15 protein-coding genes and 1 pseudogene are annotated in these 13,390 nt (G+C 63.8%); 10 read left to right on the plus strand and 6 right to left on the minus strand.

Going from position 1 to position 13,390, the window contains the following annotated elements:
• Window position 1 precedes the first annotated feature (1 nt).
• From gspL to ycaC, 8 genes and pseudogenes are all read left to right on the plus strand, one after another.
• Entirely contained in the window at window positions 2-1,102 is a 1,101-nt protein-coding gene (gene gspL / locus M5G11_RS07125) for a type II secretion system protein GspL (RefSeq protein ID WP_273909207.1), read from the plus strand.
• A 4-nt stretch (window positions 1,103-1,106) separates the two neighbouring features.
• Window positions 1,107-1,559, plus strand: a complete 453-nt coding sequence (gspM, locus tag M5G11_RS07130; protein WP_273909208.1) for a type II secretion system protein GspM — start codon at window positions 1,107-1,109, stop codon at window positions 1,557-1,559.
• Window positions 1,560-1,816: 257 nt separating this feature from the next.
• Window positions 1,817-2,638: an alpha/beta fold hydrolase gene (locus tag M5G11_RS07135; RefSeq protein ID WP_273909209.1), complete on the plus strand. Its 822-nt coding sequence runs from the start codon at window positions 1,817-1,819 to the stop codon at window positions 2,636-2,638.
• A 201-nt stretch (window positions 2,639-2,839) separates the two neighbouring features.
• The gene (locus tag M5G11_RS07140; RefSeq protein WP_273909210.1) at window positions 2,840-3,145 is read left to right on the plus strand and encodes an NIPSNAP family protein; all 306 of its coding nucleotides are present in this window, start codon (window positions 2,840-2,842) and stop codon (window positions 3,143-3,145) included.
• 44 nt (window positions 3,146-3,189) lie between these two features.
• Window positions 3,190-3,288, plus strand: a pseudogene (locus M5G11_RS27540) (AraC family transcriptional regulator); the annotation flags it as partial.
• 113 nt (window positions 3,289-3,401) lie between these two features.
• Window positions 3,402-3,980, plus strand: a complete 579-nt coding sequence (locus tag M5G11_RS07145) for an antibiotic biosynthesis monooxygenase (protein WP_273909211.1) — start codon at window positions 3,402-3,404, stop codon at window positions 3,978-3,980.
• Window positions 3,977-5,815, plus strand: a complete 1,839-nt coding sequence (locus tag M5G11_RS07150) for an amidohydrolase (protein ID WP_273909212.1) — start codon at window positions 3,977-3,979, stop codon at window positions 5,813-5,815. Before M5G11_RS07145 ends, M5G11_RS07150 begins: the two co-directional genes overlap by 4 nt.
• A 37-nt stretch (window positions 5,816-5,852) precedes the next feature.
• Window positions 5,853-6,470, plus strand: a complete 618-nt coding sequence (ycaC, locus tag M5G11_RS07155) for an isochorismate family cysteine hydrolase YcaC (RefSeq protein ID WP_273909213.1) — start codon at window positions 5,853-5,855, stop codon at window positions 6,468-6,470.
• 162 nt (window positions 6,471-6,632) lie between these two features.
• Here ycaC and M5G11_RS07160 read toward each other — a convergent pair whose 3' ends face one another.
• The 3 genes from M5G11_RS07160 to M5G11_RS07170 all read right to left on the minus strand — a co-directional run bounded on the left by M5G11_RS07160 (window position 6,633) and on the right by M5G11_RS07170 (window position 8,178).
• Window positions 6,633-7,307: a polysaccharide lyase family 7 protein gene (locus M5G11_RS07160; protein WP_273914077.1), complete on the minus strand. Its 675-nt coding sequence runs from the start codon at window positions 7,305-7,307 to the stop codon at window positions 6,633-6,635.
• Window positions 7,308-7,445: 138 nt separating this feature from the next.
• Complete coding sequence (locus M5G11_RS07165; RefSeq protein ID WP_273914076.1) at window positions 7,446-7,688, minus strand: hypothetical protein; 243 nt, start codon at window positions 7,686-7,688, stop codon at window positions 7,446-7,448.
• Between the two features lie 157 nt (window positions 7,689-7,845).
• On the minus strand, window positions 7,846-8,178 hold the full coding sequence (locus M5G11_RS07170; RefSeq protein ID WP_273914075.1) for a hypothetical protein: 333 nt from the start codon (window positions 8,176-8,178) through the stop codon (window positions 7,846-7,848).
• A 103-nt stretch (window positions 8,179-8,281) separates the two neighbouring features.
• Between M5G11_RS07170 and M5G11_RS07175 the strand changes: the two genes are divergently transcribed.
• Window positions 8,282-8,404: a hypothetical protein gene (locus M5G11_RS07175; protein ID WP_273914074.1), complete on the plus strand. Its 123-nt coding sequence runs from the start codon at window positions 8,282-8,284 to the stop codon at window positions 8,402-8,404.
• 127 nt (window positions 8,405-8,531) lie between these two features.
• Here M5G11_RS07175 and M5G11_RS07180 read toward each other — a convergent pair whose 3' ends face one another.
• Together M5G11_RS07180 and M5G11_RS07185 are read right to left on the minus strand one after the other, a co-directional pair.
• Window positions 8,532-9,221, minus strand: a complete 690-nt coding sequence (locus M5G11_RS07180) for a GNAT family N-acetyltransferase (RefSeq protein ID WP_273914073.1) — start codon at window positions 9,219-9,221, stop codon at window positions 8,532-8,534.
• A 202-nt stretch (window positions 9,222-9,423) separates the two neighbouring features.
• Entirely contained in the window at window positions 9,424-10,155 is a 732-nt protein-coding gene (locus M5G11_RS07185; protein WP_273914072.1) for a GNAT family N-acetyltransferase, read from the minus strand.
• 259 nt (window positions 10,156-10,414) lie between these two features.
• Between M5G11_RS07185 and M5G11_RS07190 the strand changes: the two genes are divergently transcribed.
• Entirely contained in the window at window positions 10,415-11,605 is a 1,191-nt protein-coding gene (locus M5G11_RS07190) for a sugar transporter (RefSeq protein ID WP_273914071.1), read from the plus strand.
• 52 nt (window positions 11,606-11,657) lie between these two features.
• Here the strand turns inward: M5G11_RS07190 and M5G11_RS07195 are convergent, their stop codons facing one another.
• Entirely contained in the window at window positions 11,658-13,196 is a 1,539-nt protein-coding gene (locus tag M5G11_RS07195) for an FAD-dependent monooxygenase (protein WP_273914070.1), read from the minus strand.
• Window positions 13,197-13,390 lie beyond the last annotated feature (194 nt).

Consider the following 13,390-nt stretch of genomic DNA (forward strand, 5'->3'; position numbering starts at 1 on the left):
CATGCGTTCCTGGCTTTATGTAATGTCGGCCCCGGCCACCACAGCGTGGGCCGAATGGCCGGCGATGCTGTGCGCGCAAGGCGAGGTGCAGCAGCTCACGCTCGGCGGGCTGCGCGAGCGGGTCGGTACGCAGCGGCTGCTGGTGATCGTGCCGGTGGAGTGGGCGACCTGGTGTCGCGGCGAGGCATTGGCCGGCCGTGGCCGGGCCAGTCGCGCGAGCCAGTGCTTTGCCCTGGAAGAGCAGTTGTCCAGCGACCTCGACACCCTGCACCTGGCCCTGGCCCCGTTGGACAAACAGCGTCGCGCCAGTGGCTGGGCGTTGGAGCGGGCACGCTTCACAGCGTTTTGGGCAGCACTGGGCGAGGCAGGGGTGCAGGTGACGCGCATGGTGGTGGACGCCGACCTGTTGCCGCTGCAATCAACCCAGGCCCAGTGGCTGTGCGGGCGTTGGATTCTCGGCGGTAGCCTGGAAGCGCGGCTGGCGCTGGATGACCAGCAGCGCCAGGCCTGGGCCGGGCAACTGGCGCCGGGTTTTGACTGGCCGCAGCCAGCGACGCCGAGCCACGATGAGCAGGTGCTGGCGGCCATGGCCGAGCGTGCACCGGGGGCGACGGATCTGTGTCAGGCAGGCTTTCGTGCGCACCGCTCGCGCATCGCCTGGCAGGCCATCGCAGGTGCGGCATTGGTGCTGGCGTTAATGCCCAGCGGCCTTGATCTGTATCGCGCGCAGGTGCTCGACCAGGCGGCCGAGCGCTTGGATCAGGCCAGTGTCCAGGCCTATGCGCAGGGCTATGGCCAGACCTTGCCGGTCACCGCCCTGGCCAGCCGCCTGCAAGCCATGCAGGTGGCCCATCAGCGCCAGCAGGGGCGCTTGCTGCCGCGCTTGCAGCAGTTGAGCAGCGTGGTGGTGAGTGACCAACTGGCGCAGGTGTCCGGGCTTGAGTTCGAACAGGGCAAATGGCGCCTGGAGGTTACGGCGCGGGAGTTTGCAGACCTTGATGAGTTGCAGCGGCGCTGGCAGGCGCAGGGCTTTGCCGTGCAGGTGGGGAGTGCGCGCAAGAGCGAGCAGGGTGTTCAAGTGCAGATTGTGCTGAAGGGGTAAGTGGGTGAAGACTGTTATCGCAATGAAATGGCAGCGGTTGGCCGAGAGCGACCGTCGGGCCTTGCGCATTCTTGGCGCTGTGTTGCTGCTGGGGGCGGTGTATGGCGCGGTAGTGGTGCCCAGCGGCGCGGCGCTGGAGTCGGCGCAAGAGCGCCTGCAACAGGCCCGCAGCTTGAACCAGTCGCTGGCCGACAGCCTGGGTCGCGGGCTGGTGCCGGTGAGCGTGCTCAGTGGTGAAGCGCTGCGTACCGCGCTAAGCCAGGGCAGTGCGGCGGCGGGGCTGGAGCTGCGCAACCTGTCGCGTGACGGGCAGCGCACCCAGACGCTGCTCAGTGGGCCGGCCGAGCCGTTGCTGCGCTGGCTGGGTGACCTGGAAGCGCGGGGTGCGCGGATGGCCCAGTTGCGCTTGACACCGACGGCCGATGGGCTGCTGGAGGCGGCTGTTCACTGGCAGTGAATCGGATCGAAAATCGTACGGGTCCGGTGGTCAATCGACGAATGTTGCTCAGCCGTATCGAACGAGTTCGAAAAGCCGGGGTGCGCCGTTGACCGCTCTATTCATGGCCCTTACTGTGCCGCCCAAGAGCGCAAGGATGCGCCCCCCATCTTTCCCGCCTTGCTCGCCGACCGGTGGTGCAAGCGCTGCCGTCACCTTGTCTAGACTTCCTTCCCGCCGATACGGCATCTGCCAAGCAGCCAGCGGGAGTGTGCGCGATGACCACGATCAGGACAAAAGACGCAACCGAGATTTTCTACAAGGACTGGGGCAAGGGTCGCCCGGTGGTGTTCTCCCATGGTTGGCCGTTGAACGCCGATGCCTGGGATGCGCAGATGCTGTTTTTGGTGCAGCAGGGCTACCGAGTGATCGCCCATGATCGGCGCGGACACGGCCGCTCCGGGCAGCCGGCCACAGGCAATGACATGAACACCTATGCCGATGACCTGGCGGCGTTGATCGAGGCGTTGGACCTGAAGGATGTGACCCTGGTTGGCCATTCAACCGGGGGCGGCGAAGTGGCCCGCTATATCGGCCGCCATGGCACCGGGCGGGTGGCGGGCGCGGTGTTGATCGGCGCGGTGCCGCCGTTGATGCTGAAGACGCCGGGTAACCCGGGTGGGCTGCCTATGGAGGTGTTCGATGGCATTCGCGAGGGGGTGGTGAAGGACCGCTCGCAGTTCTACAAGGACCTGGCCGTGCCGTTTTATGGCTACAACCGGCCGAATGCCAAGGCCTCGCAAGGGGTGATCGACAACTTCTGGTTGCAGGGCATGATGGGCGGGATTCTTGGCCATTACCTGTGCGTGCACGAGTTCTCTGAAGTGGACTACACCGAGGACCTCAAGCGTATCGATGTGCCGACCTTGATCCTGCACGGTGATGATGACCAGATCGTGCCGATTGATGCGGCGGGCAAGCTGTCGGCGACGCTCGTCAAGCAGGCGACGCTGAAGGTCTACAAGGGCGGCGCGCATGGCATGTGCACCACCATGGCGGACCAGGTGAATGAAGACCTGCTGGGCTTTTTGCGCCGCTGACACCCGCTTTGTAGCCGCTGCCGAAAGGCTGTGCTGGAGCCCGCGAGGGCTCCCAAGGGCGGCGCCTGCCATGCAGGCGAGCGCAGCCTCACGGCAGCGGCTACCTCAATGTTTTGCGCAAGATGGTACACACGCTAGCCGCGCAACGCCTTGCCGGGTAATCTCCATCGGTCTTGCCTCTCACCTTCACGGACCGATCTGATGATTACGTGCTACCTGCGCTACGTGCTCGACCCCTACAAACTCGCCGAATTCGAACACTACGGGCGTATCTGGATTCCCCTGGTGGAAAAATTCGGCGGCCAGCACCACGGCTATTTCCTGCCCTCCGAAGGCGCCAACAACATCGCCCTGGCAATGTTCAGCTTCCCCAACCTGGCGCAATACGAGCAGTACCGCGAACAATCGAAAACCGACGCCGAATGCATCGCGGCCTTCAAATACGCCGAAGACACCCGCTGCATCCTCAGCTACGAGCGCAGCTTCTTCCGCCCAGTGTTCGAATAACCCGAACAGCCCCCGCATGGACAAGCGACCTCGATGAAAACCGTGGCAATGCCGGGCTGCTCGACGGCCACCGGGTGACCACCCACTGGCACTACACCGAGCGCTTGATCCAACGCTTCCCCATGGCCTGCGCATCGAGCAATTGAGCAACCGGTCGTCGCTACACGGCTGACGTCAGAGCACATCCGTTCAATTTTTTTCCTACGCTTGCCTGCACGATGAATCATCGATGTTAGGCCGCTACGGAGGAATACGGATGGCGTTCAACGAGGAAGTCGTGACCCTGGTCATCAGGCACCGCATCAAGGCCGGCCACGAAGCCGCCTATGAAGCCTGGCTGCGACGTACCGTCAGCATTGCCGGGCAAGCCGAAGGGCACCTGGGCGTGGACGTGCACCGCAGCCGGCATGACGGCTTGCAGGTGTTCACCAGCGTGTTGCGCTTTTGCAACACCGACGACATGCAGCGCTGGCTCGACTCGGAGCAACGCCGCGGCCTGCTCGGCGAAGCCGCGCACATGCTGGCCGATGGAGACCAGATCGAGGTCGCCCCGCACAAGGAGTTCTGGTTCTCCCCGCCAACCGACGATGCACCGCCGCCACCGCGCTGGAAACAGGCCGTGGTAACGCTGTTGGTGATCCTCCCGCTGACCTTGCTGGTGCCGCTGCTATGGGGGCCGGTGCTGGGCCTGCATCCCTGGCTGTCCAGCTACGTGGGCAGCACCTTCCTGATTACCCTGACCATCGTGCTGCTGGTGGTCTACCTTTTCATGCCAATGGCCACGCGTCTGTTTGCCGCCTGGTTGCAACCTGATCTGTCCAAGGACATCCGATGAAAGCCGATCTGATCCTGTTCAACGGTCAATTCCACACGGTCGACCGTGAAAAGCCCAGCGCCAGTGCGGTCGCCATCAGCGCCGGCAAATTTGTCGTGGTCGGCACCGATGCCGAGGCGATGGCGCTGCGTGACGGTACTACCCAGGTGATCGACCTCAAGGGCCGCACGGTGATTCCGGGCCTGAACGACTCGCACCTGCACCTGATCCGCGGCGGCCTGAACTACAACCTCGAACTGCGCTGGGAAGGTGTGCCGTCGCTGGCCGATGCGCTGCGCATGCTCAAGGAGCAGGCCGACCGTACGCCAACCCCGCAATGGGTGCGGGTGGTGGGTGGCTGGAACGAATTCCAGTTCGCCGAAAAGCGCATGCCGACCCTCGAAGAGCTGAACAAGGCCGCCCCGGACACCCCGGTGTTCGTCCTGCACCTGTACGACCGCGCCTTGCTCAACCGCGCGGCGTTGCGGGTGGCCGGCTATACCCGCAACACGCCGAACCCACCGGGTGGCGAGATCGTTCGCGATAGCAATGGCGAGCCCACCGGCATGCTGGTGGCCCGACCCAACGCGATGATTCTCTACTCGACCCTGGCCAAGGGGCCGAAGTTGCCGCTGGAATACCAGGTCAACTCCACCCGCCAGTTCATGCGTGAACTCAACCGCCTGGGCCTGACCAGCGCCATCGACGCCGGCGGTGGCTTCCAGAACTACCCGGACGATTACGCCGTGATCGAGCAGTTGGCCAGGGATGAGCAGTTGACGGTGCGCATCGCCTACAACCTGTTCACCCAGAAGCCCAAGGAAGAGCTCAGCGATTTCAAGAACTGGACCGGCAGCGTCAAGCTGCACCAGGGCGACGATTACCTGCGGCACAACGGCGCCGGCGAGATGCTGGTGTTCTCCGCAGCCGACTTCGAAGACTTCCTCGAACCGCGCCCGGACCTGCCGCAAACCATGGAGCAGGAGCTGGAGCCGGTGGTGCGTCACCTCGTCGAGCAGCGCTGGCCGTTCCGCCTGCACGCCACTTACAACGAGTCGATCTCGCGCATGCTCGACGTGTTCGAGAAGGTCAACCGCGACATCCCGTTCAATGGCCTGCCATGGTTCTTCGACCATGCCGAGACCATCACCCCGCAGAACATCGAGCGGGTACGGGCGCTGGGCGGCGGTATCGCCATTCAGGACCGCATGGCCTTCCAGGGCGAGTATTTCGTCGAGCGCTATGGCGCCAAGGCAGCCGAAGCGACCCCGCCGATCAAGCGCATGCTCGCCGAGGGCGTGCCAGTGGGGGCGGGCACCGATGCCACCCGCGTGTCGAGCTACAACCCGTGGACTTCGCTGTACTGGATGGTCAGTGGCCGCACGGTGGGTGGCCTGGCGCTGCATGAACAAGGGCTGCCGCGACAGACCGCGCTGGAGCTGTTCACCCATGGCAGCGCGTGGTTCTCCAGCGAGCAGGGCAAGAAGGGCCAGATCAAGGTCGGCCAGCTGGCAGACGTGGCCGCACTGTCGGCGGACTTCTTCAGCGTTGATGAAGAGGCGATCAAGTGGATCGAGTCGGTGTTGACCGTGGTCGGCGGCAAGGTGGTGTACGGCGCGGATGATTTCGCCGCGCTGGGCCCGGTGAGCATACCGGTGCTGCCGGACTGGTCGCCGGTTACCAAGGTGCCGGGGCACTGGCGCCCGACCTCGCCGTTGCAGGCCCAGGTGCACCAGTGCAGCGGACCGTGCGGGGTGCACGCGCATGGCCATGAAAAAGCGCGTTTGTCGAACGTGCCGGTAAGTGACTTCCAGGGTTTCTGGGGCGCCTTTGGCTGCTCCTGTTTCGCGTTCTGAATGGTTACACCCAACCCTTAGAGAAAGGAGTTACACCATGAGCTACAAACGTCTGAACAAAGATGACGCGGTGGTGCTGTTGGTTGACCACCAGACCGGCCTGATTTCGCTGGTCCAGGATTTCTCGCCCAACGAGTTCAAGAACAACGTGCTGGCGCTGGCCGACCTGGCCAAGTTCTTCGGCTTGCCGACCATTCTGACCACCAGCTTCGAAACCGGCCCGAACGGCCCGCTGGTGCCTGAACTGAAGGAAATGTTCCCGGATGCGCCGTATATCCCGCGTCCTGGCCAGATCAACGCCTGGGACAACGAAGACTTCGTCAAGGCGATCAAGGCTACGGGTCGCAAGCAGTTGATCATTGCCGGCGTGGTGACGGATGTGTGCGTGGCGTTCCCGACCCTGTCGGCGCTGGAGGAAGGTTTTGACGTGTTCGTCGTGACCGATGCTTCCGGCACCTTCAATGAGACTGTGCAGCAGGCGGCGTGGGCGCGGATGACCCAGGCGGGCGCGCAGATGATGAACTGGTTTGCCGTGGCTTGTGAGCTGCACCGTGACTGGCGCAACGATATCGAAGGGTTGGGCAACCTGTTGTCCCAGCGGATCCCCAACTACCGCAACCTGATGAACAGCTATTCGGCGTTGACGAAGCGCTGACAGCCGGGCTTGTAGCCGCTGCCGTGAGGCTGCGCTCGCCTGCATGGCAGGCGCCGCTTTTGGGAGCCCTGCGGACTCCAGCGCAGCCTGCCGGCAGCGGCTACAAGATTTTCGGCGATGACCCCAACGGATAACACCCACGCCTCGCCGGTTGAGCAGCGCTCAGGCGTGGCTCAGGCGCAACAGGCTGATGATGCACTCCGAGCCATCGTCAGGCGGGGTTGCATCGCTGTAGTCGACCTGGTTGTAGACCCCACCGTGGAAGTTGAAGCGGTGGGGGTTCCAGCTGTCGTCCATCTGCAAATCGCCGGAACTGCCTTTTTGCCCATTGCAGGAGGCCGTCACGCTGGCCAGGCCGGCTGCGGTGACCGTCAGGGTGACGGCAAAGGCGGCATTCAGCGGTACATTGCTCAGCAGGGTGCTGCCGGCCGGCGTTACCTGGTTGTAGTCTTCGCGAAAGCCCAGGGTGAGCTTGCCCTTGTTCCAGAACACCTTGATCACCGGGCTGTCGTCGTCCTTGACGTGCAACTGGGCGACCACCACTTTTTGCGCCGCGTTCACCCGGGTCAGGCGCAGGTGTTGCTGGCTGCGGTGCAGGTCGGCACTGGCCAGTGTCCAGTACACCGGCTCCTTCCATTCACAGCGGGTACGGCGAGTGCTCTTGCTCGACGCGCCCCGCGTCGGCGCGGTAAGGCGTATCGAACCATCCGCCAGGCGCGTGACCACGTGGGGAAGCTGGGCCAGGGCCTGCGCGCCCGTCAGCTCTAGCGCGACCGGGTTGCTGGCGGAAGTGGGCACGGGGGTGCTGAGGGTGAGTGTATCGATGATTACAGCCATGCTTGAAACTCCTGGACAGGGCAGTCGTGGGTCCGAAGTGGAGAGGCCCTGTCCAGTTGAACGCTATCAGCCTGCGCGCATAAATCAATGCATAAATGCATATTTATGCATTTTGCGCGTCTCGAACCTGTGCCGACCTTAGGCCAACCACCAGGCCAGCGTGCTCAGCAGCGCTGCGATGACGGTACCGGCAATCAGCGTGTATTCCAGGGTCGAGGCTTGCGCCGAAGCCTTCACCTCCCGGAGAAATTGCGCTGCCGTTGGTGCGTCCGGCTGATGGCGCAAGGCGTCGGCCATGTCTTGCAGGCGGGTTTCGATGAGGGTGTTGATGATGTAGTAGGTCAGCGCATAGCTGCCCAGAAATATCAGCAGGTATTTCACTGTCACTCCCTGACAGGTTGGATTTTGCCTGGCTTGGCCCTGCCAGCGTAGCGGATCGGCGGGTTTACTGCGCGGGTTCGATCAAGGCTGGCCCCTGACTGCGCGAGTTGCCCACGGCCAGCCCCACCTGGCTCAGGCGTCCGCACATGGGTGCAGCTCAGTCGGCGAGGTGATCGGGTTGCGGACGTGGTTCGCGATCGCGCACCACGGCGTCGGTGTACACCCCGTAGTCAGGGTCGTAGCTGCGGATGATCACGCTGGGCTGCCTGTCGGCGATGCGTGGCAACTGAGCGTCCTGGAAGCCATGCCGGGTGCTGACCAGCTCGAACGGCTGCGGCGCGCTCATGCGGTACGTGCCGGGCGGTACCGAGCTGAAGCTTGGCGCTGGGCCGCCATAGCTGTCGGGGCCGTAGTAATCCTGGGCTTCAATGGCGGTCGGCACGGCCACACAGCCAAGCAGAACCAGTGAAGCGAGCGCAAGGTGGCGCATGACGTTACCTCCGACATGATTCCCCGGTTTGCCCCAGCAACGCCTCAGTATAGGCGCCACCCGCCAGGGGCCTGCCGTTCGCCGCCAAACGGGCACGCGCGCGGTGTCGGTGTTGGCCGGGCAGGTCGAGATCCGCAGCTTGCGCGCAGCGACCTTCAGCGCAACCGCGGGCGAGCGGCTGCTGCTGAGTGTCGACGCTGCCCCGGCAGATTGCGGGGTGATCTGAACCTGAACCCGAACGCGTAGCCGCTGCCGTCAGGCTGCGCTCGCCTGCATCGCAGGCGCCGCTTTTGGGAGCCCTTGCGGACTCCAGCGCAGCCTCGCGGCAGCGGCTACAACAGCGCAGCCGATCATCAAGCCGCCGCCACCGCTGGCGTCACCTGCCGAGGTTTGCACAGCGGCATCAGGCGCGAGCCCTCATAGTGGCTTTCACGGAAGAACTTCCAGCGGCCGAACAGCCCGTACACATGCACTACGCGGCCTTGCTCGTGATACCCCATGCGCAAGTGCAGCTTGAGCGCCGGCACGTTGTGGGTCTCCACCACATCCACCACCTTGTCGCAGCCCTGGGCCTGCATGGCGTTCCACAGGTCGACCTGGGCATCCACCGACAGGCTGCTGCCGAAGAACGCCGGGATCATCTCGCCACCAAACTCGAAGAACTCGCCAGCCTTCACCGGGAAGGTGCAACCGTAGTAGTGCTGGTCATGATAATCACGGGTGCTACCCCAGATAAACGCCACCGCATCGCCGGCCTCATCCAGGTACATGTGCCCGGTGTGCCCCTCCCTGGCCAACTCGCGCATGGTTTTTACGCGGTCGCCGAAATGCCGGGTAAAAGCGCCGGCATTACCTTCGGTGATTTTCACCAGGCGTACCGGGTCATGGGCCTTGAGGTTATGTGCAGGTACCGCACTGACCAGGTCACGCTCCATCCACAACAGCTCCCAGTGGAAGAACACATACCGTTCGCAGAACGTTTTGAAAGTGCGGCGCAGGCCCTTTTGTTTTATCCGTTGGCTGAGTTTCTGCAGAGCACGCATGTTGCCTCCTGCCGGGTGCGGCGGTGTAAAGCGTCGTGGGTTGATGAAACTTTCTTCATGTTTTCCACGGTATAGCGCAGCACTTTGGCGGTGTGTCAAAAAGCCATCGCCCGGGTTGTTTCAAAATATGTGTAACTGTCCGCAGCCGCTCTGGCGCGCTGTTGTGCGCCTGTTCGCGGGAGATGGCCTCCCGATGAGTGGCTTAGACGGTTTTTTGGCGACTTGAATCAGGCGTCGAAGCAGCAGGTTGTGCAGCTGTCGATGCAGGGGCGGGTGTTGCGGCGCGCAAGGGTTGCAGGCGTGAGCCTGAGTAGCGGGTTTCACGGAACAGCTTCCAGCGCCCGAACAGGCCGTACACATGCTGCACCCGGCCTTGTTCGTGGTAGCCCATGCGCTGGTGCATGCGCAGCGCGGCCAGGTTGTGCGCGGCCACCACATTGACCACGCGGGTACAGCCCAACTCGCGTTTCGCGGCCCACAGGTTGAGCTGCGCTTCGACCGACAGCCGCGTGCCGAAGTAGGGCCGGGCCAGCTCACCGCAAAACTGGAAGAACTCGCCCGCTTGCAGCTCGAAGGTGCAGCCGTAGTAGTGGCGGTCACGGTAATGCCGGGTGCTGCCCCAGATCATTGCCACCGCGTCGCCGGCTTCGTCCAGGTACATGTGCCCGGTGTGGCCCTCGCGGGCCAGTTCACGCTGGGTCTGGATCTGCTCGGGGAAGTAGCGGGCAAAGGCCTCGACGTTGGCTTCGCTGATGTTCACCTGCCGGGTCGGCGGATGAGGGCGCAGGCGGTTGGGTGGGACGGGGCTGAGCAGGTCGCGTTCCAGCCACAGCAATTCCCAGTGGAAAAACACATAGCGCGCCCACAGGGTAGCCAGGGTACGGCGCAGGCCTTTTTGCCTGATGCGCAGGCGGAGCTTGCTCAATGCCTGCATGGGAGCCTCCTGGCAGGTCGATCTCAAAGCGCTAGCAATGCGTTTAGCGTACTCGAGAACCTGCCGGCTGTCGTAGCACCGGGCGACGAACGTGCGTGCGCTGAACGTTTGCGACCTGGCGGAGGCTGACGTAGACTTTCCCCTCGCACTTCCCATAACAACGAATCCCTCGACACATGAGGCACTCGGGTCCCAGGGCCATGAGGTGTTTTCGGCTGTGCGTGTCTTTTTTACTGCCCCAGGAGCCTGATCCTCGCCTATGAATACTCCCGTTGAAGAACGCCCCGGCAGTTGGCTCAGTGTGTTTGCCCTGGCCCTGGCGGCCTTCATTTTCAATACCACCGAATTTGTCCCGGTAGCGCTGCTCAGTGACATCGGGCGCAGCTTCGACATGCCCACCGCGCAGGTCGGGCTGATGATCACCATCTATGCCTGGGTGGTGTCGCTGGCCTCGCTGCCGATGATGCTGCTGACGCGCAATATCGAGCGGCGCAAGTTGCTGGTGTACTTGTTCGTGCTGTTCATCGTCAGCCACATCGTGTCGAGCATGGCCAGCAGTTTCGCCATGCTGTTGCTCAGCCGTATCGGTATTGCCCTGGCCCACGCAGTGTTCTGGGCCATTACCGCCTCGCTTGCGGTGCGCGTGGCGCCACCGGGCAAGCAGGCCAAGGCCTTGGGCCTGCTGGCCACCGGCACCACCCTGGCGATGGTGCTGGGGATTCCGCTCGGCCGGGTGGTCGGCGAAGCACTGGGCTGGCGCACGACCTTCCTGGGCATTGCGGTGATTTCAGTGTTGACGCTGCTCTGGCTGATCCGCTCGTTGCCGCTGTTGCCCAGCCAGAACTCGGGCTCGTTGCGCAGCCTGCCGATGCTGCTCAAGCGCCCGGCATTGATGGCCGTTTATGCGCTGATTGTGCTGGGGATTACCGCGCAGTTCACCGCCTATAGCTATATCGAGCCATTCAGCCAGCAGGTGGCTGGCATGAGCGGCGAGATGACCACCTTGCTGCTGCTGTTGTTCGGGGGGGCCGGGGTGTTCGGCTCGATCCTCTTCAGCCACTTCAGCGAGCGCTTCCCCAACGCTTTCCCGCTGTTCGCCATCGGCTTGCTGGCGGCCTGCCTGTTGCTGCTGTTGCCGTTGTCGGTCAACCCGCTGTGGCTGTACGGGCTCAGCCTGTTCTGGGGCATGGGCATCATGTGCTTCGGCCTGGCCTTGCAGTCCAAGGTACTGGTGCTGGCGAAGGACGCCACCGACGTGGCCATGGCGATGTTCTCCGGCCTGTACAACGTCGGTATCGGCGGCGGGGCCTTGCTCGGCAGCGTGGTCAGCACGCATTCCGGGCTTGCCGGGATCGGCTATGTCGGGGGTGTGGTGGCGGTGGCCGGGCTGCTGCTGTGCGCAGTAACCACCTACCGGTATGCCAGGGTGGCAACGGCCAGCGCTTCCTGAGTGCCGGCCGGCACGGCATCTGCAGGTGAACGTGCTGCTGGTAGACCTGGGTTCAGCGCGTGAGCACGGTCCAGGGGTGCAACGCCCGAGTAGCGAAGTAGCGCTCCAATGCAGCCACATCCGGGCTGCTTTGCGCCAGGGCCACGTAGGTGTCGGGGCGCAGCAGGTACATGCCGTTGCGCGCAAGACCGGCCTGCTCGCAGGCCGGCGACCAGGGGAACACATCCAGTGCCAGCCCATGTCGTGCGCACCACGCGCTCAGTGCTTCGCTGGCCGCGCCATACACCTGCACTTGCCAGCACAGGCGCTGCAGACCGCTGAAATTGTCATGCCCATTCTCGACGACCCACGGCAGGCGATCGCCGCCATGCACGGTGCCGGCGTCGCCGAAGCTCAGCGGCATCAGCCGATAGTTGAGCGATAGCTGCGACACCGTGCGGAACATGAAGCCACGGGCCGCGGCAATCGCCGCCACGCGCGGCAACAGCACCGGGGCCAGGCGTGTGCGCAGCAACCTGGCCAGGCGCCCGTCGGCGGTGACGAAGCTGAACACCTGGTCGGTGCTTGCCACCAGCTTGTCGGCGAAGGCCATGCGTTCAATCTCATAGCTGTCCAGCAGTTCGGGCGATGCCTTTTCGGCCAGCACGCTGGCGAGTTTCCAGGCCAGGTTGATGGCGTCGCCGATGCCGGTGTTCATGCCCTGGCCGCCGGCCGGGCTGTGCACATGGGCGGCATCGCCGAGCAGGAAGGCGCGCCGGCGGCGGAATTGTTGCGCCACCCGGTGGTGCACGCGGTAGGTCGAGAACCAGTTGACCTGCGTGACCTCCACCTTCATGCGCTCCATGGCCACTTGGCTGACATCCTCGAAGCGCAGGCTTTCCGGGTGCTCGGCGCGTTCGTCGCGAACGGTGCCGATCAACCGTGCACGGCCCTTGCCGGCCAACGGGAAGACCGCAATGAAATCGGCTTCGTCGATGTCCACGTGCAGTTCGCCATTGATCGCCGGGCCTTGTGCTTCGACATCGGCGACATAGAACACCTGCTGATAGGTGCCACCGGGGAAGCCGATGCCCAGCGCCTTGCGTACCGTGGAGCGCGCGCCATCGCAGCCGGCGAGGTAGTGCGCCTGGCATTCACTCTCGCTGCCGTCGGGCAGGCGCAGGCGAGCGTGGATGCCGTGTTCGTCCTGGTTGAAGTCGAGCAGTTCGGTCTGGCGTTCGACGCTGATGCCGACGGCGTGCAGGCGTTCGATCAGCAGTTGCTCGTGCTGGTCCTGCGGGAAGATTTCCAGGAAGGGGTAGGGCGTCAGTGCGCCGCCGGTGGCGTCGAGGGGGATATGCGCGGCTTGTGCGCCCTTGACCCACAGGTTGGCAGCGGGCACCTGGTGGCCGGCGTTGACGATGGCGTCGGCGAGGTCGAGCTGGCGGTACAGTTCCAGGGTGCGTGCCTGTACGGCCAGGGCGCGTGAGGTGGTGCCGCTGGTTGGCGTCTTGTCGACGATACGCACGGCAACGCCGAGTTTGTTCAGCCACAGGGCGAGCACCAGCCCGGTGGGGCCGGCGCCAACGATCAGGACCTCGGTGCTGCGCATGGTGGTTACTCGATAAAACCACGGGGTGTATTCAAGTGTAGAGGGCGGCTGGGGGTTGGGTTGATTTTGCCGGCCTGCACATGCTGCTTGTAGATACCGTCTTGCCCGTCACCGGGCAAGTGCTAACTTCGGGTCATAAGGTTGTCCCGATTTCAGCACACCAAAGACGATATGCAGCATTTTGCGCATCACGG

The sequence above is a fragment of the Pseudomonas fontis genome, assembly GCF_028656955.1.
In the GTDB taxonomy this organism is placed as follows: domain Bacteria; phylum Pseudomonadota; class Gammaproteobacteria; order Pseudomonadales; family Pseudomonadaceae; genus Aquipseudomonas; species Aquipseudomonas fontis.

Coding starts and splice junctions, on each gene's coding strand:
- M5G11_RS07195 (WP_273914070.1), bottom strand. CDS start 13,196: ATGCGCAGCACCGAGGTCCTGATCGTTGGCGCCGGCCCCACCGGGCTG.
- M5G11_RS07160 (WP_273914077.1), bottom strand. CDS start 7,307: ATGGCTGTAATCATCGATACACTCACCCTCAGCACCCCCGTGCCCACT.
- M5G11_RS07150 (WP_273909212.1), top strand. CDS start 3,977: ATGAAAGCCGATCTGATCCTGTTCAACGGTCAATTCCACACGGTCGAC.
- M5G11_RS07170 (WP_273914075.1), bottom strand. CDS start 8,178: ATGCGCCACCTTGCGCTCGCTTCACTGGTTCTGCTTGGCTGTGTGGCC.
- M5G11_RS07140 (WP_273909210.1), top strand. CDS start 2,840: ATGATTACGTGCTACCTGCGCTACGTGCTCGACCCCTACAAACTCGCC.
- M5G11_RS07145 (WP_273909211.1), top strand. CDS start 3,402: ATGGCGTTCAACGAGGAAGTCGTGACCCTGGTCATCAGGCACCGCATC.
- M5G11_RS07185 (WP_273914072.1), bottom strand. CDS start 10,155: ATGCAGGCATTGAGCAAGCTCCGCCTGCGCATCAGGCAAAAAGGCCTG.
- gspL (WP_273909207.1), top strand. CDS start 2: ATGCGTTCCTGGCTTTATGTAATGTCGGCCCCGGCCACCACAGCGTGG.
- ycaC (WP_273909213.1), top strand. CDS start 5,853: ATGAGCTACAAACGTCTGAACAAAGATGACGCGGTGGTGCTGTTGGTT.
- M5G11_RS07180 (WP_273914073.1), bottom strand. CDS start 9,221: ATGCGTGCTCTGCAGAAACTCAGCCAACGGATAAAACAAAAGGGCCTG.
- M5G11_RS07190 (WP_273914071.1), top strand. CDS start 10,415: ATGAATACTCCCGTTGAAGAACGCCCCGGCAGTTGGCTCAGTGTGTTT.
- M5G11_RS07135 (WP_273909209.1), top strand. CDS start 1,817: ATGACCACGATCAGGACAAAAGACGCAACCGAGATTTTCTACAAGGAC.